Here is a 20,487-nt window from a genome sequence, read left to right as displayed (position 1 = left end):
GCCTTGCTCATTGGGCAAGGCTTTTATGTAAGCTTAATTTAAAGCTATTGTACGTGCTATATGTATTTGTTTTAAAAAGTATTCATCGTGCGAAACTACAATGAGAGTTCCCTGATAATTATTAATAGCTGTTGTTAATATTTCAATGTTTTGAATGTCTAAATTGTTGGTTGGTTCATCTAAAATAATCATATCTGGCGATTGATGAATGATTGTGAGACAGCAAAGTATTAAACGCATTTTTTCTCCACCACTTAAAACAGAACAAGGTTTGTCCCAATAGTTTTTTGTAAACAGAAACCGGGTTAAGCGTATTTTTATTTCATGCTCAGCTAAAGCGCTTGTATTAAATTGTTGTGCTTGGTCGTAAACGCTGAGCTTATTATCTATTAATGAATAATCTTGGTCAATGTAAATAGCTTTTATAGGTGCTTTTTGAATAGTGCCTGATTGTGTTGTTATAAGCCCTAAAAATAGTTTTATTAAAGTGGTTTTACCTGAACCGTTTATTCCTTGTATGGCTATTCTTTCACCACTGGTAATGGTTATATTTAATGGCTGTTTCCAAAGCTGTTTTTGGTTGTATGTAAAGTTAATATTTGTTGCAGTTATTAATATTTTTCCTTGGTGTAAAGCAGAGTTGTTAAAGCCCAGTTTTATTTTGTCTGCATCGGGTAAAGAGGTACGTAATTCGTTTAGTTGTTTTGTAATGCTATCTGTTTTTTCAGCATGAGTATTTTTTAAACGCGAAGTACTTTTTTCTGCATTGTTGCGGAGGGTATTCATCATTATTTTAGGTACTCCCGCTTTTTCCTGTTTTTGCTTTCCACGTGCATCCAGTTTTTGTTTTCTCTCAAGCGTTTCTCTTTCTATTTCCCTGGCTTTGCGTAAAGCTTTCTCTTTGCTTTTAATATCAATATTCAGTGCATTACGTTCTATTGCTTTTTGCTCCGTATAAAAATCGTAATTGCCTCCATATATATTTATGCCTTGTTTGCTTAATTCATAAACAGTGTTCAGTAGGTTTAACAATTTTCTATCGTGGCTAACTACTACTAAAGTGCTTGTTGTAGTTTGTATAAAATGGTACAACAGGTTTCTGCTTTGTAGGTCTAAATGATTACTTGGTTCGTCCATTAAAACAATTTCGGGTTGATGAATACTTATGCCAGCCAGAAAGATTTTGGTTTTTTGACCACCACTTAATGTTTCCATTTTTTGTGTCAAATCAAGCCCACTTAACTGCCATTGGGTTAATGCTTCCCGACAACGTTCTTCAATGCCCCAGTCATCATTTAATAAAGCTAAATTAGCCTCTGTTACTTCGCCTGCAAGTATTGCTTGTAATGCATTTAGTTTGTCTTCAAGTTGCAATGCTTGTGCAATAGTATAGCTGTTAAACTGACCAAAATGTTGTGGAATATAATAGGGCTTTGTATCTGCATTTACCAAACCACTTAAAGGTTGTAAAGCACCTGCCATAATTTTAAGCAGTGTTGATTTACCTACACCGTTATTGCCAATAAGGGCTATTTTATTTTGTTTATTTATTTTCAGATTTATGTTGTCGAACAATAAATCTTTATTGGGATGTTTGTATAGAATGTTTTGAATAATAAGCATACATTTATTTCTTTAAAAAGTGAATAATTAAAGTTTACCATGTTAGTGGTACTCTGTTTATTTTTTAAAAGAAATTATATACTACATTTATTCGTTTTGTTTTTTGAGTTCACAAAACTAAGTTTTTTATTTTAATCGTATTCATATAACTTTTGTGTTCTATAAAAACACTTACGCAACCTATTTTTAAAATTGACTGACTTACCTTTCATAAAAAATAACATTATGAGAAAAATTATTTACTACCTGCTGTTAAGCCTTCTATTTTTATATAAGCAAGGGCAAGCTCAAACTCAATCCCGTATGCTGGACTTTAATAATGTAAGCGCAAAAATTACTAACCAAGGCAGTTTGTTTTGGGATGGAGTAAGTTCTAAATTTACTGTGCCTAAAAACAGCAATAAAAGTACGGTGTTTGCTGCATCGCCATGGATAGCCGGAACAAGTAATAACCAGTTGCATTTAATGGCAGAGGTTTACAGGCAGAATGGGAGGGATTTAATACAAGGTCCGGTATCCAGTTCAAACACGGGTCCCTTTTTAGTTTATTGGAACAAAATTTGGGTTGTTTCAAAAACCGATATTCAAGTGTTTAGAAGCACTATTAATGCAGGTCAAACTCCTGATGCAAATACTTACAAAGATATTCTGGAATGGCCTGCAAGGGGCAATGTGTATGGTAAGGATACTATGAATGATTATGCTCCTTTTGTGGACGTTAACAATAACAATAAGTATGAACCATTGTCGGGCGATTATCCATTGATTAAAGGTGATATAAGCACTTTTAGTATGATGAACGATAATGTAAACCATACAGAAAGTTTAGGCCTGCCATTAAAAGTGCAAATAAACAGAATGGTGTACCAGTATAAGAATAGTACTTTGGATAATACTTTGTTTGTTGATTATTTGGTTACCAATAAGTCAATAAATACCTACGATTCGTTGTTTTTCTCCACCTGGGTTGATTTTGATTTAGGTAATTCTACTGATGATTATATTGCTACTGACTCAGTACGAAATATGATTTATGCATTTAATGGTGACGATGATGATGATGGAATTATGGGTTACGGAACAACCCCTCCGGCACAAGCCTGTGTGGTATTGAATGAGCCTTTGTGGTCCAGTATGTATTACAGCAATACGAATAGTGCAGTAATGGGTAATCCAAATACTCCGGCTGATTATTATAATTATATGAAAGGCATGTGGATGGATGGTACACCTAAAACAGGATCGGGTACGGGGCATAACAGCACGGGTGCTATTACTAAGTTTTCTTTTGCCGGTAATCCTTGTGAAAAAACGGGTTGGTGGGAAGGCGGATCAAATATTGAGCCTGGAGACAGGCGTATATTGGCCAGCATAACACCACGTACTTTGCAGCCTGATGAATCGTTTAATGTTACCATGGCATTTGTATATGCAAGAGCTGAAAGTGGTGATAATATAGCATCGGTTTGTGCTTTAAACAGCGCTGTAGATAGTGTAAAGGCTTGGTATAAAAACAATGCAGGTACAGGTATTACAGAGGTGTTAAGGAAACCTGTATTTACTATTTATCCTAACCCGACTAAGCAGGAAATAACTATAGACGGAGATGGGATAAAAGGAGCGGAGCTGGCTATTTATAATATTACAGGCAAAAAAATGAAAACGATTACCGTAGGTGAATTAACTAAAGTAGCAGTTAACGATTTACCTGCAGGTGTATATATAGTGCAATTAACTACTGATAGGGGAGCTTCAACCCAAAGGTTAATTGTAGAGTAAATGAAGCGTTGAAGCGCATATAGTTTTGTAAAATAAAAAGGCTTGGTGAATGAACAACCAAGCCTTTTTTATGCTATTAGTATTTGTTTGTAGTAACTATTTTAATTTGTCGGCCATTTCGTTGGTAATGCTATCGGAGTAAATACCATATCCATTTACCAAAACGCCTTTTAAATGATATTTTTCTGATGATATGGCATATAAAATACTCTGGTCTGCGGGGTCGGTATTGTCTTCAAATCGGAACGTTTTATCTATATGGAACTCATCGTGAAATAGCTGGTATTCGCCATTTCTGCATTCAATACAACTTTGTTGTAAGTTAAAATCTTCGGTATAGCCTTGTTGCTTTAAACTGTTTATAGCTTCGCTAAGTGTTTCGTAACTTTCCATATAAATAAATTGGTTTTTGCTTAGTGCAATATAGAAAATTGGGTATTTATAAATGAGTATGGGGTACTTTATTTTATGGATTTATAAACTTCCTTTTTGCCTTATTTTTTCGGTGGTTTCAAGTAGTTTAATTGCCGATTTTAAATCGCGTAGGTTTTGTTGGTAGTTTTGTTGTAGGTGTGGTTTTGCAATCATGCCGGGCAAGCCATTTAAATTAATTTCGCACACTTCTTTGTGTTTCTTTAATATTTCAAGTGCAAATTTCATAATTTAATTAATGCGTTAATGATTGGTTCCCGGTAGTATATATGGCTATAATAAAATTTTTATTTCGCTCATATATAATCACTAATAGTTTTATTTAGATTGATTATAAATAATGGCAAATATCTAAAAAGAAATTTAAGTTCCAAATGGATTTTAATTTTTAGGTTAAAATTTAGTACAGCTTTACCAAAACCGAAGTAAAATAAGAGAATGAGGAAAACGGAAAGAGAACCTATAATTCAGTGGAAGAAAATACCCGTAGTTGCCTGTTTATGCTTAGCTGTTGTTATATAGTTTTATTACGGGCTCTCTTAAAGCTGCTGCTTCAGGGCTACAATAAAAATAAATGGTTTGGGCAATGGCTTCCGGTTTTACCCAAGCATCAAAATTACTATCGGGCATTGCTTTGCGGTTTTGTGGTGTATCAATAGTACTTGGTACAATTACACTCGTTACCACATTGTGCCCTTTTGCTTCGTGGTTTAATATTTCGGCCAGTTTAAAAATAAGCGATTTACTTAAACTATAAGCCACCATGCCTTTTCCTTTACTGGCATCTAAGCCGGGTTTTGAACCAACCATAAAAATGCGCCCTTGTTGTTGTTTCATCATTTGTTCAAAAGCAGGGCGAGCCACATTATAAGCCGTTTCAAAATTAAGTTTGTATTGCTGGTATACATCAGCGGTTTGGGTTTGTGCCACGTTGCCCATAGCAAACCCACCTACTGTTAGTATTACGGCATCAATGGTTTTGTGCTTTGCAATAACCTGTTGCATAAACTTTTCGGTATCCGCAGCGTTTGTTAAATCTACAGCAACTTTCTCCAGCCTGGGGTTTTCTGTTGCAGCAGCAGTGGTGTCATGGTGGTTAACAGTGCCAATAACCGTATAGTTTTTTGCTAAAAACAATTGAAGCACGGCTTGCCCTAAATTGCCCGAAACACCTGTAATAATTACCGTTTTATTTTCCATGTTATGCCTGTTATTTAATAAATTATTATTTTTCAATAATAGAAAAAATGTGCCGACTTATAAATGGTTATCTATTGTTTGGGTAACAACAGCTATTTACTAACTTCCCTGCCTTATTTTATGAATGAGTAAAGGAATTGTAACCAATAAGAACAAATAATGCAAAAAACAACCTTTAGAATATCAAAAATGGATTGCCCCTCGGAAGAGCAAATGATACGGATGAAATTGGGCGATTTGTCAAATATAAAATCGCTGGATTTTGATATTGCCAACAGGCAATTGACGGTTTTTCACTTAGACAATTATGATCAGATATTTCAACGGCTTGACAATTTAAAGTTTGACACTTCACTTATTGATAGTGTTTTGGCAGATAACTACACGTTTACAGACAATCACAAACAGGAACGCAAACTTTTGTGGCAGGTTTTAGCCATTAATTTTTTCTTTTTTGTACTGGAATTATTAACCGGCTTTATTTCAAACTCAATGGGGCTTGTGGCTGATAGCTTGGATATGTTTGCGGATAGCATTGTTTACGGGCTTGCGCTTTTTGCGGTTGGGGGTGCATTGGCAAGAAAAAAGAATATAGCAAAGGCCAGTGGTTACTTCCAGCTAATTCTTGCTGTTTTTGGCTTTGTAGAAGTTATAAGGCGCTTTACCGGGTTTGAAAATGTGCCCACATTTGAAACAATGATAATTATTTCAATACTGGCTTTAATTGGCAATGCGGCTTGCTTGTATTTGTTACAAAAAAGTAAAAGCAAAGAAGCACATATGCAGGCAAGCATGATTTTTACATCAAACGATGTAATAGTAAACATAGGTGTTATTATAGCGGGTGTACTTGTTTACCTCACCAATTCAAAATATCCGGACCTTATAGTTGGAACAATTGTGTTTTTTATTGTTGGGCTAGGGGCATTTAAAATACTAAAACTAGCAAAATAGCAAACGGGTAAAAGCATTATTGCCCCAAACATATTTTACATATACATTCAGTTTTTAACATGTACCAAAAACATGTTTTACCTATATGTTCAGTTTCTAACATGTACTAAAAACATGTTTTACCTATATGTTCAGTTTTTAACATGTACCAAAAACATATTTTACCTATATGTTCAGTTTCTAACATGTACTAAAAACATGTTTTAGCTATACATTCAGTTTCTAACATGTATCAAAAACATGTTTTTCATATACATTCAGTTTTTAACATGTACTAAAAACATGTTTTACCTATACATGTAGTTTTTAAGGGGCAGTAAAAATTATTTATTTTTCATCTACATTAACTTGACATTTAAAAATAAATTATTTTATTTCACTGTTGAAACATTCACATACCCCATATGAATTACTTAAAACTAACCAAAAACTTGTTCGGCAGTCAAACCTTTAGCCGAAACGAACTGAATTTATTTGCTACCGATTTAATTAGCAGATTAACTACCATGCAAAACTCCGTACTGCCCACAGCCGACAAAACGCTGCTGGTTACTTTGCACCAGGATTTTGTAAACACCTATGGTACGCTGGCTATGAGCAGTGCCGTACAAAAGGGTGGCACCATTAGCCGACAAGATGCTTACGATGCCATTTTAGAATTTATTGGCCGCGAAGAAGGCGCCATTAAAGCCAAATTTGGCAAAAACACACCTATTTATACCGAGTTTTACCCACAGGGGCTTAGGGAGTATTATGGTGCTACGGTTGAGGGCATAAAAGTATTGCTGTATAGGTACAGTGCTACTGCTGCTAAATACACAGCTCAATTATCAGCCGATTTTGTACGCAACCTCACTACTTTACAAACTGCTTATGTGGATGCGAGGGAAACACAGGTATCATCCAAATCCAGCAAAAAATCATCGCAAACGGAAATGCAAAAAAACAGAAAAGCATTAACCGAGCATTTAACCACTTGTGTACTGCTTATAGCTGCCCGTACTATTGGTAACGAAGCAGCTTTTAACAGTTACTTTAACTTTGGTTTGTTGCTGGTTGATAACGACAACCCAACCCCTCCGGATGAGCCTACAGCTCCTATTGTTTAACCCGTAAGCAATCTTTAAAACAATAAAAGCCCTTGTACGAAAGTACAAGGGCTTTTTTGTTTAGTAATAGCTAAATTCCTTCTTCACATTATTTATCTAATTTTAAATCCTTACAGATGAAGTTCAGCAATTCACAAGGGTCTGTGTCTATAGCCAAAGCAATCATGTAAAGTTCCTTTGCTCTTAAATGAGATGCAGTATTTAAGGTAAGCTCGCTAATACGAGATTTACTAATTCCAGTCTTCTTTGAAATTTCAGCCTTACTCGCTGATTTTTTGGCTAAAAATAATCCTAATTCGGTCATTGGTTCTGATTTTCAGGACTGAAATTTAGTTATTTACGACAATTGTTTAGAAAATCTGTATTAAATTATATGATTTGTGTAGAATAATTATATTTTTGTTTAGAAAATCAAACTTTAGTATAGAAAATCTAAACAAACAATTGCACTTATAAAATAAAAAAAACGCATCGTTTCGTTATAAACCCCTGCTTACCATGAAACTTAAAAACAAACACAAATTTATTACCTCTCTTATTTTAGATGATTTAATTAATACCAAACTGGTTAATGCATTAATGAGTTTAGACTTGGACGCTGACCAATACTATACCAACATTGGCGATAAGGTAATGACCCTAATGGGTTATACCAACCAAACCCAAAACGAACAGGTGCATACCTATTACGTAGGTCTTTTAAACAAGAGTAAACACATAAGCCTTAAAAATAATTATAACAACATGCACCAACTGGCTAAACAGATTTACGAAGAGTTAAAGAAGCAAAAGCCGATAGGCAAGTTGTAGTATGATATGGTTTATAAATAAAATTTCTTTTGTAACGGTTTGCAGCTACCCGAAGGGCGGTACTTTTACCACAAAACTGTCTTTGGATAACGAAACCCCGCCTTTTTGGTAGGTGCTGTTATGTGCTGATATTTTCATCGTCTTCATAATTCGGCACTTCTTCAATTTGAATATCCGCTAGTGAGCCAAACCTTTTAAAATGATTGAATGTCTTTTCAATTACTTTATATCTTAGTCTTAATGATTTTTCTAAATGAACTCCTTGCTGGTTTAATCTATCATATTCAACAAGAACAGGATTGGCTTGGGAACTTTCTTTTTTTCTATTCTCCTTTCTTATTTCTTCAAACTCAATTAAAAAACTGTAGAACATTTCATTTTCAGGGAGATGTCGTGTATAGAAAAAATAGAACACTGGTAAAACACCTTTCGATGATAACAACGGATCCTTGTCTTTAAAACATTCTTTGAATTCATTTAGATTGTTTTCAACTTTGGTAAAAACATTAGAAATATTTGAATCAAAACTTTTATTATCTTTTATAAAATCGTAAAGAATATTGTTTTTGAATGATACCAACTCGTCATTAAGCTCGGTCAAAGCAAGTTTTATGAACAGGTCTTGATACTGATATCTTGGGTTGTTGAATCTTAATTTATTTGTAAAAAAGTTATGAGTTTCGACAATCTCTCTTACTTTTCGATTAAACTCTCCACCGATTGCATTTCTTTTTTCCGCATTTGTCAATGCTTCTCCACCATTTAATCTTAAAAACAATTCTTCTAGCTTGTCTTCATCATCAGTATCGATAAGGATAATGTCTAAATTGTAATTGTAAAATTTAGATAAAATAAAAGGGTGTTTTTCGGCAATCTCAGAATATTTTAAATTCTTTAATTGTAAGTTTTCATTATCATAAAATCTAAATTCTTGTGATAAAGGAAACTTGTCTGCTAAAAAGTCAAAAATTGCCTCTAATCTCTGCTTTCCGTCAACTATAGCATATATTTTATTGCTGGAGTTTAGTGGGTTTGATGAGTCAGAAAAATAATTAAAATAAAATTTAGGGGTATCATAATCATTGAGTATTGTGTCTATGAAAAGCTGTTTTTTTTCTTTACTCCAAATACCACCATATCTTTGATAGACGGGGTGAAAATCTATTGAATTACGCAAGGAGATTATTGTTTCAATATTAAAATCTCCAAATTCCCCAAGTTTGTATATTTTAAACATTAGTTAGTGGATTTAATGAATCAATAAATTCTCTTTTAATTTCAAGTCCAAGGCTAGGAAGTTCTGGGAAAATTGTACTCTCAGTAACCCCCAAAGTTGAAAGCTGTCTTTTTATATTTTCTACACTTTCTTTAGAAATAGTAATTTTTGTCAAAAAACTACTTGAGTCATCTGTTTCTTCAAGATTGAAAGCAGTGGTATCTGGAAATAATGTAAATGTTCCTTTTTGTGCAACAATTCTAGCACTGTTTAATGGTCCTGTGATTGCAATTGGATATTTAACAATTCCAGTAGGATTGAATTTGTAGGTTGGCATTAATTCCTTTTTGAGAGTAATATCAGGTATGATTTCTGTTGGAGACAATTTCATACGGATACGATTTTCATCGTTTAAGATAACTGGATTCAAACACCATACTACTGCATCATCATCTTTATATTTTCCATCACGATATAAAACTGCAAATGCTAAAGCTGTTATAGCACTTGAAGACCAGTCCAAAAGTCTTGTTGGTACTCCATGATGTTGCATCAAAAACAACCAATGCCAATAGTCATAGTTTTGATAGTTTGATTCTATAAAAGGGATTGCTCTTGACTTAAATTTGTTTAAAAATTGTTCTTCGTTTGATGAAGAAAAAGGCGGTCTAAAAATAGAAGGACAAAGTTTATGCTTGTTGCTCTCTAAACCACGAAACCAAAGCTTTTCGTTTTTAGTTGTCAATTCTTCGATATTTTCAAGGAATTGTGTTATTGTCTTAATGGGTTCTGTCATTGGTGTTAGGCTTTATATCACAAAAGTATTTTATTTATTTACGTATACAAGTTGTAAAACGGGCTTTTAATTTATGGTTTTGGGGTTACAATAAGTTGGCGATACTTGCGGCAGACGCGTGTTATGCCTAGTTGTTCATTCTCCTTAGTGAAAGAAGTTCTTCTTTTAGGTCTTCGTACCAAATATCATAATTAGAAGCGTCCAAAACTATTATTTCACCGTCTTTAAGAACCAATTTAATGTATTTTTTAGCCATTCGATGTCCAATTGGTCTGCGGCTAAAGGTTTCAATTTTTTCAATGTCATGCCAGCCAAAAGTCTTGGATTTTTTAATTGAGATGGAAGTATTGTCTGCAATTAATTCATATACATCTTCATTTTTTTTAATGTGTCTTACAAAAAAAGTAAAGGCAATCCCCAATACTGTCAATGTAATTAATGCTGTCAAAAGGTAACTTAGATTAAGTAGAACAGAAAAGGTCATGAAAATAAGAGGGAATAAGCATGTCACTATAATTGCTTTTCCTATTATGCTAGTGTCTTTTACTTTAATTACTTTATTTTCTGTGGTCATTACAATTGGTCATAACGGTTTGCAGATTTGAGATGGGGCTTTTCAGCACAAATGTTCATTCGGAGAACTGAACTTTCCGTAACCACAATCCCGATAGCTATCGGGATGTCTTTGGAACACGAAACCTCGTCTATTGCAAATGTGCTGTTAGGTGTTGTTTTTATTTCAGTAGTCTGTCTAAAGGCACCAATTAATTAGTGGTAATGAACGTTTCTGGTTTTTATTCCATAGTCCAAATTGAATCCCTTTTAGTTGTCTACATGAATTAACAAGTCCGAGTTGGACACCTTTACATTTAGTATTATGATTTCCGAATAATGCCAAAGTAAGTCCGTTAGTAAAATATTCCTTATTAGATAAAAGCGAGATTGTTACACCTCTGGTGCCAGTTTCTCTACTTGCAAAAGCATTAATGTTTAATCCATTAATAATTGTTGCATCCATATTGAGTAGGGCGATTTGAATACCATTAATTTGCTTAAACTTTGAGAAGTCGATGGTGTCTGTCATTGCTAATGTTGGTGGGCTATTGAAAGCAGAATCAGCAGAATATAATAACATCATTATTGGTGTAAATATTACTAAGGGATTAAGGTTAATGTCAACACCATTTATTGTCGGGTAAGTATTTTGATACCAAAGACCTTCTTTAAACCAAAAATCGATGTTTAAGCCATATACATGTGTAGCACGGGACGGGTAGAACCAAGCTATATATTTTTTGTTAAAATTAGTTGAGTCTTTAGTTAAATTATTGGTGTCTTGTGAAAATGATTTCAGGCCGAAGGAAAGAAGAAATATTACTAATAGGGTTTTTGTCATATACTTGGTGCTAACTTTTACATAACCCTGATTGGTGTCAGGCTTTATATAACAAAAGTATTTTATTTATTTACATATCCAAGTTGCCCAATAGGGGAGTTTTAATAGGCGCAAGGTGTGTGTTATAACAACTCAATTAGTATAAAATAAAACAGGTTTCAATAGTACTATTGAAACCTGTTTGTGGAGTTGGAGGGGTTAATACTTTTATTCTCACCGTCCGTCCGCCTACTAACACCAAACGTGTGTTAGTGGTAGTGCATTCAGCATTTAATATTACTACCTAATTGAGTATAATGCGAAGAGTCCAAATGAACCTAAAATTAAACCAGAAAGTCTGTTTATCCAAATCAGTTTGTCGGGTGTAATTTTAGATTGAAAAAAACTAACTATGGAACTCAATATAAACCACCAAATAGCAGAACCCATAAACACTCCAAAAACAATAGCCATGGAGGAGAAGTAGTTTGCAGAGGTAGAAGCTAATCCAAGTCCGGCAAAAATAGCTATGAACGATAATATGGTAGAAGGATTGGTAAGGGTTAAGAAAAATGTAGAAATAAAATTATTTAAAAGACCTTTGCTTGCAACGGCAGCTTCCTTTGTAGCGGGTTTGCTAATAAATGACTTTACGCCCAGGTACAATAAAAATAGGCCACCAATAAGTTTTATTACAAATTCCTGTGAGATTAAAAAAGACGAAACTGCAATTAAGCCAAATCCTGCCACTGCGCCATAAGCTGCGTCTGCTAATGCGGCACCCATTCCGGTAACAAAACCTGAAATTCGTCCTTCTGTCAATGTTCGCTTAATGGTCAATACACCTATTGGTCCAACCGGAGCTGCTATTGAAAAGCCAATTATTAATCCTTTAATTAAATAGTCTGTCGTCATCTGTTGTTGTATTGCATTACTGCTAACTTGTATATATCCCTTAATTTGTGAGGGTTTATTTAACAAAAATATTTTATTTATTTACATATACAAGTTGCCCAATAGGGGGGGTTAATAGCTATTCAGGTTCTTTATAACAACTCAATTAGTATAAAATAAACAGGTTTCAATAGTACTATTGAAACCTGTTAGGGATTAATCCATTAAAAATTATATCCAAAATGTAGCCCTGGTTCAGGCGTATATTTTGGCCACTTGTCATCTTTTTGTTTAAATCCATCAGGCATTTCTGTGTAAAAAGCACGACCAGCAATACCTAGTGATGGTTCTATAAAAAACCGATCATTCAAGAGTTTAAAGTGGTAGCCAATTCGGTTAGTGTTGAATATAATAAAACCGTTTCCAACCTTATCACCGTTTTCATTGTTAAATGTTTGCCACATAGGCGTTGCATGCACTGCCAGGTACAGGCCTTTCCAAATATACCTTTGATAGGCTAGGCCAATTCCGTATTCTCTTATATAACCGGGAAATTTCTCTTCAGGAGTTCCGTATGCCTTATTATAAAATGGGTTAATACCAAGAGGCCAAGCATGTTTCCAAGTTATTAGTTCAAGTGAAATTACATCTTTTCCTGTAATACGATAACCAACATTGAGTTGGGCAAAGCCCGGTGGGTTTACATTATCTAAATTTCCTAATAAAAATAAGGTACTCCCAACGAACCACCTTTTGTAAGTGCTATCTGTTTTAGCATATTGTGCTTTAAGGTTGATTGAAAAAGTACTTAAAAGTGCAATGAAGAGCATAATTTTTTTCTTTTGCATAGCTATTATTTTTGTTGTTAAATGATGGCGCAAAAGTAGATTGGCAATAACTTTAAAATCGTTCACTTTAGTTAAGAAATGAAGTTACTCTTTTTTAATTTTAGATATTCCGGTTAATTTCTCAATTAGGATGCTAAAATTTAAATCCAAAATCAAGTCCGGGTTGAATAAAGTAGTTAGGCCATTTTTTTTCTGCTGTTTTAAAAGATTCCGGAACACCGGTTCTTAGCGGCCAATAACTGCATCCAATAGCGGGTTCAAAAAAGAAGCGGTTTTTAAAAAAGGTAAACTGGTAACCCAAATAGAAGTCTAGATATAACGTGTATCCATTTCCAATCTTTTTATTATCCTTATCCATGTATTTTTCAAAAGCATTCAATGCATAAAGGGATGTATAGAGTCCTTTCCACCAAAATCGCTGGTATCCTAATGTAGGTGCAAGTATCCGTGCATGTCCGGGATAGGTATCTTCCGTCCCATCAAATATTTTTCCCCAAGGTGTACCCAAAGGCCAATCATAAACTGATCTTTTAAATCTAAAATGAATAACGTCTTTAGGTGTAATTCTGTACCCTGCATTTATTTGTATATACTCAGGGTTGTGTTCTTCAACAAAATTCCCCAACAGATATAGGGTAGTCCCAATAAACCACTTTTTATAGGTGCTGTCTTGTTTAGCACCTTGTGCATTCACCTGTAAACTGCTTGCCAACACTATGGCTAATCCAATGAATAAAATTTTCTTCTGCATATCTTTTTAAATGATACAGCAAAAGTAGATTGGCTAATTACAACAACTCGATCACTTAAGTTAAGAAATACGTTTTAACTCTTTTTTTCAAGTAGTCTTGCTCTTAGTCTGCTTAATGATTGAGGTTTGATACCTAAATAACTCGCTAATTGGTGTTGTGGCACACGCTGAATAAGGTCAGGTCTGTTTTGTAGTAAGTTTAGGTATCGTTGTTCAGGTGAGGAGGTCTTAAACTCGTCAAAGTCTATTCGTTGTTTAGCTAACAATTCTTCTGACAACATTCTACACATGATATCAAACTTTGGAAATTTACTATTTACTTCTACTGACATATCGATATTTGAAACCAGAAGCATCGTGTCTTCTGTAGAACTTATATAATATTCGGACGGAGTTTTGTTTACTACACAAGGAGGTGTCAAAGTATCCATTTCTGTGTAGAAAGCCGTAGTTTTTTCTTCACTATCTAAAATATAATAGGTGCGGATACAGCCTTTTATAACAAAGTAGCTTTCCTTCGATTTTTGCCCTTCTTTGAGTAAAATAGATCCTTTCTTTACCGAGCGAAATAGGTCCAAAGAAACGAGTGCGTTCTTTTCATCTTCTGTTAGCGAAATATATTTTGATATAAAGTCAAATAGTATGTCTTGCATTGTTTTAGGTTGTTACTGTTGTTTGTTCAATTTGTCTGTAACCATTTCAGGCTTTGCGTTGGGGGCATTTTACTACAAATATTGATGCGGAGCACGAAACCGCACCTATCGCAAATGTGCTTTTAGCGGTTCATTGTTTTTCTGTCGTGTTAAAGTCTGCCTTTGTTCAGGTTAATAATATTTGTCAATTCCACCAAAGCCTGAAATAAGTTTGTTGTCTCGTGTTTTTTGAATAAAGTTAGTCAGTCGTTTGGTGAATTCTTCTGGTCGTTTTCTTGCACCTTCAATGTATGCAATTCGTATTCGCTTGTAGGAGTCTGAAAAAAAGTTATAATTTTCCCAAGCTGTTTTATCTTTTTTTATTTCATCTAAAATGTCCAAAGGAAAAACAAACTCCTTTGATATGACTTCTTGAACTGTTTTAAGAAATGAATGATGAATTAAATTGTTTTCAACTAACCATTTCAGTCGTTCTTTATTAGGTTGTGAATAACTGCTTTTGGTTTGTCGTGGAGTAAATCGTTGAATCGTGTGGTCTTTGTCAAGGGTTTTATTTGTACTGTCTATCCAACCGAAACATAGCGCTTCTTCAACTGCATCATTATATTGAATTCGTTTTTCGCCAGTTGACTTTTTAGCATAAATCAGCCAAACCTCGTTCTCCATGTTAAAATGCTGTTGAAGCCAGTTTCGCCATTCTGTTCTTGTTTTTATATTAAGTGTCTTGTTAGTTGTCAATTTATTTCATTTATAAAGTTGTTCAAAATTTGCCATTTTTTTCGCTTAGATTGTCAATTGGGTATGTGTCGCTTTATAGTGACCGCTAACTTGTATATAACCCTGAATTTGTAAGGGTTTATTTAACAAAAGTATTTTATTTATTTACATATCCAAGTCGCCCAATAGGGGAGTTTAATAGCTATTCAGGTTTGTTTTTTTGAGTAGGAGGGATTAATACTTTTTCCTGTTTGGTGAACCTTACAAACAATGCCCTTTGTATACGCAAATGATGCATTATTATTTATAGCACGCCTTAGTAAGCTGTGTTTACCCTTGTGCTTGGGGGATTAATACTTTTTCCCGTTTGGGAGAACCTTACAAACAATGCCCTTTGCATACGCAAATGATGCATTATTATTTATAGCACGCCTTAGTAAGCTGTGTTTACCCTTGTGCTTGGGGGATTAATACTTTTTCCCGTTTGGGAGAACCTTACAAACAATGCCCTTTGCATACGCAAATGATGCATTATTATTTACAGCACACCTCAGTAAGCTTTGCTTACCCTTGTGCTTGGGGGATTAATACTTTTTCCCATTTGGGAGAACCTTACAAACAATGCCCTTTGCATACGCAAAGGATGCATTATTATTTACAGCACGCCTCAGTAAGCTGTGCTTACAGTTGTGCTGTAAATAATAATGCCCCAGCCTAACGGCCGGGGCATTATTTGTGGAGGACAAGGGACAAAAGTCGAACCTTGAAATATTATTGAAAGACTTAAATATTATAAATGATTCTATTACTGTTTAGATGTAAATAGCTTATTTCATTTGTATTAACTTAATTCCCAATGCTTGGTAGACTAAACTTCTAACCTGTACAAATATGGCAAACAGAAGCAAAATTTGCAAATTTATCTCCACCTAACGCCCTTGTTATTGCATGCTATTCTTTCGCAATGTTGCTTTATATGCTACAGGTTTCATTAGCCCATTTGCTTTTAAAACCTCAATAGGATTTCTTATAATGTGAAACACTTTTCCCTTCTTTTCAGCTCGGTCTGATATATGCACCAAGTATATAAAGGCATTATTTTCAAGCTGTCCAAGTGTTTGGTGTTCGTTTTCAGTTATGAAAAAGTCTAGATTTTTGTTTAAGGATGATTTGACCTCAATAAATCGATTATCTTCATTTAATAAACAACGTATATCGAATCCCGCTCCTGAATTAATCTTTGAAGTATGTTCAATATATTTTTTAGCATTTTTTATTCCATTATCTCTTAGTCGATTTAATTCATATTCAAAGGCTATTTTTTCTCCAATTTCTCTTTGTAGTCTTAATTGTTCCTCGAGAGTTTTGGGATCAATAAATTTTACTCTATAGGGTATTGTATTTTTGATTGCGATATTGTGATAAAGGATGCATTTTCAAGTGTGTAATTTGGGTGAAACTTAGTAATCCATTCGTCAAATGCCTTTCGTATTTCGTAGTCTATTTTTTTTCTTGGAATCCAGTCTTTTCTGGTTAGTTTAGCTATATGTTTTTGGGTATTTCCGCCATTAGTTTTATGTCTATAATTATATAAATATTCTTCAACAGTTATGTTTTTGAATGCACAAAACTTAGAAAGGCCGAAACTATGTTGTCCACCATTTTGAATATGAACAAAATATCTTGGGGCATTTCCAGTAGTTTTCTTCCAAGATTTCGGCTTAGCAAAAAACTCAATAACTGATTGAGCTAACTCCAATTCATTATTTACAAATTTATAATTCATTACTTATTTACTAAAGCACTAGTATTTGCCCTATTTTGTCCATTACCCAATTTTGGTACGAATCGGGTTAGAATTCTTTGTGTATTTTAAAAATTCTGGCTTGGGTTTATTATTTTATTTTTTGATTTAATCCATGTAACAAAACATTCAAAAGTCAAAGCGTTTGAACTTTCCCAAACATCTTCTTTCACTTGATACCTTATTTTACCATCTTCAATAAAAAGATTTACTCCTTCTTGGTCTTGAATTACTTTTTGTTTTTCTCCTGTGTAAGAAAGAAATTCATCATATCTTTTTTTTAAAGGTTTTGCAATGTCAATAACGAAACGGGTATGTTCACGAACACTTTCCTCTTTAATCTCATAACCCTTTAAGGGTAAAACTGCTAAAACATAATTGTTACTATTCTTTGTTGCTTCTTCACCTTGTGTTGGTGTCATTTCAGCGTAGTTTTTTCCTGTGGCTTTTAATTCTATCAGTATTTGGTCAATTTTAAAAAGTGTTTCCTTTCCGTTGTCGTCAAGAACATCATGTTCATACACAACACCAAAGTCGCTTCCAATTGCTGTTCGGTTAATTGTAAAGCCGTCTTGTTTAAATTCTTTGGAGTCAAAAATGTCTCTGAATATTTTTTCAAAAAGGTATCCGATGTTTTGATTCTCTTTGATTTTATCTCTCCTGTCTTTTTGTGATTGATAAACTTCTTGCAGTTTCGGATCTTGCAGCATTTCTACAGCAAGCTCTGGTTTAATATTTCCACTTGTCAGCAAATGAGAGAAAGTCATGTCCCATGCTAATTTATCTTCTTCGTTTACCAAAGTGTTTCTAATAATGTCTGCTACACTAAGTCCAAGTTGATTGAAAAATAAAGCAGCATTTTTCTTTTTTATTTCATTTAAAAGTTCGGGTTCGCCCTTTAGTAGCTCTGTAAAATTAGAAACGGATGCTCTTTCACTTTGGTTGTAATACTTATTCTCATCATCACTAAATTTTACTGGAACCCATTGAGTAGCTCTTAACCTTGATAACCATAAACTTTTATTTAATGAGATTGTATTTTGCCCAACTACTACATCATTTTGTTTATCAAAGAATAGGTCTTTGTCTAAAACCTGCGTAAGCAAAAATTTCAATAAAATTTTTCCGCTTTTAATTGCTTCACCAGTCTTAATTAAAATACCATCATCACTTCTCGTTAGATATGGGATATCAGAAAACTCAAAATTGAGTTCCTCTTTGTCTATTGGCAATTTGAAATATTCCTCCTCCTTTTTCAGAAGTAGTTTCAATTCTTGTTTCGTTGCTTTTGTTCGCTTGATAAGTGGAGTAAGGAAGATAAGTTCCATTTGAGATAAGTAATTGAAATCGTCTGTTGTCAGGTGTTCAAAATATTCATCAATGAGAATGAACTTTCTTTTTACAAGGTCTCTATACAGTGAGAAATCTGTTTGCCAAAATTGAAAGGGCGAAAGAAGTCTATCGCTGTTTGAGAGAAACAATCTTCGCTTGCTGTAAGAAGTTTCGCTGGACTCCCGACTGTCTTCTACAATTACATAAGTTGACTTTAAATCGTCAATTCGCCTGTTTGTAAGAAGCCATTTGAAAAAATGAATTAGTGCTTTTCTGTTTTTAGAATCTGTCAAAAATCCATCAGGTATTTTTTCGCTTAACTGAAAGATTGTTTGAATTACTTTTTCCAAAGTGAATTTTGGTAGTACTCCATCTTTCATTCTTATTGAAGGATAGACAAGTTCTGATTCAATATCCCAGCCAAATGATTCTGCAACCTTTTTTATTTTATCGTCTCCAATTCCATCAAGTGATGGTGATTCAGTAGTTCTTGTAACTAAGGTTTCGTTTTGATTAGGAATGATTTTATAGAGAGAAGAAAAAAATTCAGTTTGCTCTTTTGAAAGAAGATTGAAGAAATCATTAAGCCATGCAATTCCTGGTAGAATATTTTCTGCATCAATGACTTTAGAAATATGTTGGTTAAGAGATTCAAGGGTTTGACAAAGTTCTATTTGCTCGCAAAGTTTTTTCTCGTTGACGATAAAATCATAGGCAGAAACATGTTTATTATCCAATTCCGAAAATCCTTTAGCGACAACAATCCACTGCTCATTTTCATTTAAGGGCGGTGAAAGGTTTGGAGAAAACTCCGAGATAAGTTTGTAAAATTCAGTATTAGAAATTATTTCGCCAAAAGGAATAACAATGCTATTTAATTTAACTGGTTGCTGTAATGTGAAGCAACATTCAGTTTCTAATAATACTGGCACTAAATCTCTGAGCTTGCCTTCTAACCAGTCGGATTGTAGCCACTCATAATTAAATGGTTTGGAAATACGAAACAGATTGAACAAACCAGTAACTCGTCTATTCGAAAGGTGTTTAATTATGTGGCTGAAGTTTAATAATGATTGTTCAACAATTCTTTTGTTCTCTGTTATTGTTGGCTTGTCGTCAGAGCCCAAATAGATTCCATCTCTTTCACCTCTCAAATCAAACTTTGTTGAATTGATTACAATTGGGCAACCAAGTTTTTCCGTCCCAAGCAGAGGGAAATCAAAAAATAATTTTGAATAGCTCTCATTCAAATCTACTACTTCCCAAGTTTCTTTTGAGGTGTCAATCAAAACACCAATATCGCTGTCCTTCGTTGAAAGAAGGATTACAGTCATACTCTTGTTGTCAAGAATTATTTCCTGCTCGGTTATAGTATAATCTTCTTCTTTGGTTTCAGAACTCTTGCCACGAATGATTGAAATTTGTTTTTGATTTGCAGAGACTTCAATGTTCTCTATCTCAGGGTTAAATGCTAAAACAAAAGGGAGAATAAATTGTAACTGGTCTATCCCTTTTTGTGCAATTTCTGTTCCCTCATTTAATTCATACTCAAATACTGTGTTGTAGGGAGCAGTAGTATAAGAATCCTGTTTGATAGAATTTTTGAAAGCAATAAAAGAATTGTCAAGATTTGCTTTTTGCTGTGGAACATCTTTTGCCTCACGAGACAATTCAAATTTAAAACTTCTGCTGTCTTCTAATTTTCCAGCAATTACAACCTTCCTTGACAATAGATGAGTGGCCATAAAACCCGTTCCGAATCTCCCTATCTTGCCTTCAAGTTTCTTTTTAGATGAACCATGAAAAATTAAATGAAGAACGTCATCTTGGTTGAATGCATTTCCTGTATGACTAAATACAAGTTTCGTTTTTTCTAATAAAACTTTGATAGAAACTTTTTCGTCTCTTTTTATTTCAACTGCGTCCTTTGCATTTTGTAGAAGTTCCCAAAACCATCTCTTAGCATACACATCTTGTTGCTTCTCTATATGATTTAAGTGGTCAAAAATCGTTTGGGCATTATTCTCAACAAGAATTGACTTCATCGCTGAATCAAGGTCTTGTGCTATTTCGTTATTCTCCATCATCTATTTTTGTGGTAATATTTAGAAATGGTATTGTCTAATTTTTTTGAAAATTTCATTCATAGCACAGCGCTATGATTCCTGGTTTGTATGCCAAGCCAACCCGTGTA

Annotated in this window: 20 protein-coding genes; 4 read left to right on the top strand and 16 right to left on the bottom strand. The window is 34.0% G+C overall.

The genetic code is table 11. The annotated features are described in order from the left end of the window. Positions 1-33: 33 nt before the first annotated feature. Positions 34-1,623, bottom strand: coding sequence for an ABC-F family ATP-binding cassette domain-containing protein (locus tag V4538_14145; protein ID MES2382183.1), 1,590 nt, complete (start codon positions 1,621-1,623; stop codon positions 34-36). 225 nt (positions 1,624-1,848) lie between these two features. Here V4538_14145 and V4538_14140 point away from each other — a divergent pair, with 225 nt between their 5' ends. Continuing rightward, complete coding sequence (locus V4538_14140) at positions 1,849-3,402, top strand: T9SS type A sorting domain-containing protein (protein MES2382182.1); 1,554 nt, start codon at positions 1,849-1,851, stop codon at positions 3,400-3,402. 96 nt (positions 3,403-3,498) lie between these two features. On the opposite strand, the gene V4538_14135 is transcribed toward V4538_14140, so the two are convergent. The 3 genes from V4538_14135 to V4538_14125 all read right to left on the bottom strand — a co-directional run bounded on the left by V4538_14135 (position 3,499) and on the right by V4538_14125 (position 5,034). Further along, positions 3,499-3,795 carry a phosphoribosylpyrophosphate synthetase gene (locus tag V4538_14135; protein MES2382181.1) on the bottom strand — a complete coding sequence of 99 codons (297 nt, stop codon included), beginning with the start codon at positions 3,793-3,795 and terminating at the stop codon, positions 3,499-3,501. Positions 3,796-3,876: 81 nt separating this feature from the next. After that, complete coding sequence (locus V4538_14130) at positions 3,877-4,062, bottom strand: hypothetical protein (GenBank protein ID MES2382180.1); 186 nt, start codon at positions 4,060-4,062, stop codon at positions 3,877-3,879. A gap of 276 nt (positions 4,063-4,338) precedes the next feature. Continuing rightward, positions 4,339-5,034: an SDR family NAD(P)-dependent oxidoreductase gene (locus V4538_14125; protein MES2382179.1), complete on the bottom strand. Its 696-nt coding sequence runs from the start codon at positions 5,032-5,034 to the stop codon at positions 4,339-4,341. Positions 5,035-5,193: 159 nt separating this feature from the next. Between V4538_14125 and V4538_14120 the strand changes: the two genes are divergently transcribed. Together V4538_14120 and V4538_14115 are read left to right on the top strand one after the other, a co-directional pair. Continuing rightward, entirely contained in the window at positions 5,194-5,988 is a 795-nt protein-coding gene (locus V4538_14120) for a cation transporter (GenBank protein ID MES2382178.1), read from the top strand. A 404-nt stretch (positions 5,989-6,392) separates the two neighbouring features. Beyond that, positions 6,393-7,097 carry a hypothetical protein gene (locus V4538_14115; GenBank protein ID MES2382177.1) on the top strand — a complete coding sequence of 235 codons (705 nt, stop codon included), beginning with the start codon at positions 6,393-6,395 and terminating at the stop codon, positions 7,095-7,097. A gap of 88 nt (positions 7,098-7,185) precedes the next feature. Here V4538_14115 and V4538_14110 read toward each other — a convergent pair whose 3' ends face one another. Then, a complete protein-coding gene (locus V4538_14110; GenBank protein ID MES2382176.1) occupies positions 7,186-7,401 on the bottom strand; it encodes a helix-turn-helix transcriptional regulator in 216 nt (71 codons plus the stop codon). Positions 7,402-7,595: 194 nt separating this feature from the next. On the opposite strand from V4538_14110, the gene V4538_14105 reads away from it, so the two are divergent. Next, entirely contained in the window at positions 7,596-7,907 is a 312-nt protein-coding gene (locus V4538_14105) for a hypothetical protein (GenBank protein ID MES2382175.1), read from the top strand. Positions 7,908-8,025: 118 nt separating this feature from the next. Here V4538_14105 and V4538_14100 read toward each other — a convergent pair whose 3' ends face one another. The 11 genes from V4538_14100 to V4538_14050 all read right to left on the bottom strand — a co-directional run bounded on the left by V4538_14100 (position 8,026) and on the right by V4538_14050 (position 20,380). Further along, positions 8,026-9,144 (bottom strand): DUF262 domain-containing protein, encoded by a 1,119-nt coding sequence (locus tag V4538_14100; GenBank protein ID MES2382174.1) that lies wholly within the window; start codon positions 9,142-9,144, stop codon positions 8,026-8,028. After that, on the bottom strand, positions 9,137-9,919 hold the full coding sequence (locus V4538_14095; GenBank protein ID MES2382173.1) for an FRG domain-containing protein: 783 nt from the start codon (positions 9,917-9,919) through the stop codon (positions 9,137-9,139). Before V4538_14095 ends, V4538_14100 begins: the two co-directional genes overlap by 8 nt. Positions 9,920-10,046: 127 nt before the next feature. Continuing rightward, the gene (locus tag V4538_14090; GenBank protein ID MES2382172.1) at positions 10,047-10,493 is read right to left on the bottom strand and encodes a hypothetical protein; all 447 of its coding nucleotides are present in this window, start codon (positions 10,491-10,493) and stop codon (positions 10,047-10,049) included. Between the two features lie 177 nt (positions 10,494-10,670). After that, positions 10,671-11,315, bottom strand: coding sequence for a hypothetical protein (locus V4538_14085; GenBank protein ID MES2382171.1), 645 nt, complete (start codon positions 11,313-11,315; stop codon positions 10,671-10,673). A gap of 279 nt (positions 11,316-11,594) precedes the next feature. Next, complete coding sequence (locus V4538_14080; protein ID MES2382170.1) at positions 11,595-12,209, bottom strand: LysE family transporter; 615 nt, start codon at positions 12,207-12,209, stop codon at positions 11,595-11,597. 203 nt (positions 12,210-12,412) lie between these two features. Next, the gene (locus V4538_14075; GenBank protein MES2382169.1) at positions 12,413-13,036 is read right to left on the bottom strand and encodes a hypothetical protein; all 624 of its coding nucleotides are present in this window, start codon (positions 13,034-13,036) and stop codon (positions 12,413-12,415) included. 133 nt (positions 13,037-13,169) lie between these two features. Continuing rightward, positions 13,170-13,787: a hypothetical protein gene (locus V4538_14070; GenBank protein MES2382168.1), complete on the bottom strand. Its 618-nt coding sequence runs from the start codon at positions 13,785-13,787 to the stop codon at positions 13,170-13,172. A gap of 74 nt (positions 13,788-13,861) precedes the next feature. Then, a complete protein-coding gene (locus tag V4538_14065; protein ID MES2382167.1) occupies positions 13,862-14,440 on the bottom strand; it encodes a cyclic nucleotide-binding domain-containing protein in 579 nt (192 codons plus the stop codon). Positions 14,441-14,611: 171 nt separating this feature from the next. Then, on the bottom strand, positions 14,612-15,106 hold the full coding sequence (locus V4538_14060; GenBank protein MES2382166.1) for a YdeI/OmpD-associated family protein: 495 nt from the start codon (positions 15,104-15,106) through the stop codon (positions 14,612-14,614). Between the two features lie 1,432 nt (positions 15,107-16,538). Continuing rightward, positions 16,539-16,943, bottom strand: a complete 405-nt coding sequence (locus tag V4538_14055; protein MES2382165.1) for a hypothetical protein — start codon at positions 16,941-16,943, stop codon at positions 16,539-16,541. A gap of 86 nt (positions 16,944-17,029) precedes the next feature. Beyond that, on the bottom strand, positions 17,030-20,380 hold the full coding sequence (locus V4538_14050) for a hypothetical protein (GenBank protein MES2382164.1): 3,351 nt from the start codon (positions 20,378-20,380) through the stop codon (positions 17,030-17,032). Positions 20,381-20,487: the final 107 nt, after the last annotated feature.

Source organism: Bacteroidota bacterium, assembly GCA_040388375.1.
GTDB lineage: Bacteria > Bacteroidota > Bacteroidia > UKL13-3 > UKL13-3 > JAAFJM01.
Note: the sequence above shows the minus strand (reverse complement) of the source record. Positions and strands in the feature narration are given on the sequence as shown.

What these genes read in the sequence shown, in the direction of transcription:
- V4538_14110 (MES2382176.1), bottom strand. Translation starts at nt 7,401, where the DNA reads ATGACCGAATTAGGATTATTTTTAGCCAAAAAATCAGCGAGTAAGGCT.
- V4538_14070 (MES2382168.1), bottom strand. Translation starts at nt 13,787, where the DNA reads ATGCAGAAGAAAATTTTATTCATTGGATTAGCCATAGTGTTGGCAAGC.
- V4538_14125 (MES2382179.1), bottom strand. Translation starts at nt 5,034, where the DNA reads ATGGAAAATAAAACGGTAATTATTACAGGTGTTTCGGGCAATTTAGGG.
- V4538_14105 (MES2382175.1), top strand. Translation starts at nt 7,596, where the DNA reads ATGAAACTTAAAAACAAACACAAATTTATTACCTCTCTTATTTTAGAT.
- V4538_14080 (MES2382170.1), bottom strand. Translation starts at nt 12,209, where the DNA reads ATGACGACAGACTATTTAATTAAAGGATTAATAATTGGCTTTTCAATA.
- V4538_14130 (MES2382180.1), bottom strand. Translation starts at nt 4,062, where the DNA reads ATGAAATTTGCACTTGAAATATTAAAGAAACACAAAGAAGTGTGCGAA.
- V4538_14060 (MES2382166.1), bottom strand. Translation starts at nt 15,106, where the DNA reads ATGGAGAACGAGGTTTGGCTGATTTATGCTAAAAAGTCAACTGGCGAA.
- V4538_14090 (MES2382172.1), bottom strand. Translation starts at nt 10,493, where the DNA reads ATGACCACAGAAAATAAAGTAATTAAAGTAAAAGACACTAGCATAATA.
- V4538_14135 (MES2382181.1), bottom strand. Translation starts at nt 3,795, where the DNA reads ATGGAAAGTTACGAAACACTTAGCGAAGCTATAAACAGTTTAAAGCAA.
- V4538_14145 (MES2382183.1), bottom strand. Translation starts at nt 1,623, where the DNA reads ATGCTTATTATTCAAAACATTCTATACAAACATCCCAATAAAGATTTA.
- V4538_14140 (MES2382182.1), top strand. Translation starts at nt 1,849, where the DNA reads ATGAGAAAAATTATTTACTACCTGCTGTTAAGCCTTCTATTTTTATAT.
- V4538_14055 (MES2382165.1), bottom strand. Translation starts at nt 16,943, where the DNA reads ATGAATTATAAATTTGTAAATAATGAATTGGAGTTAGCTCAATCAGTT.
- V4538_14085 (MES2382171.1), bottom strand. Translation starts at nt 11,315, where the DNA reads ATGACAAAAACCCTATTAGTAATATTTCTTCTTTCCTTCGGCCTGAAA.
- V4538_14115 (MES2382177.1), top strand. Translation starts at nt 6,393, where the DNA reads ATGAATTACTTAAAACTAACCAAAAACTTGTTCGGCAGTCAAACCTTT.
- V4538_14100 (MES2382174.1), bottom strand. Translation starts at nt 9,144, where the DNA reads ATGTTTAAAATATACAAACTTGGGGAATTTGGAGATTTTAATATTGAA.
- V4538_14065 (MES2382167.1), bottom strand. Translation starts at nt 14,440, where the DNA reads ATGCAAGACATACTATTTGACTTTATATCAAAATATATTTCGCTAACA.
- V4538_14050 (MES2382164.1), bottom strand. Translation starts at nt 20,380, where the DNA reads ATGATGGAGAATAACGAAATAGCACAAGACCTTGATTCAGCGATGAAG.
- V4538_14120 (MES2382178.1), top strand. Translation starts at nt 5,194, where the DNA reads ATGCAAAAAACAACCTTTAGAATATCAAAAATGGATTGCCCCTCGGAA.
- V4538_14095 (MES2382173.1), bottom strand. Translation starts at nt 9,919, where the DNA reads ATGACAGAACCCATTAAGACAATAACACAATTCCTTGAAAATATCGAA.
- V4538_14075 (MES2382169.1), bottom strand. Translation starts at nt 13,036, where the DNA reads ATGCAAAAGAAAAAAATTATGCTCTTCATTGCACTTTTAAGTACTTTT.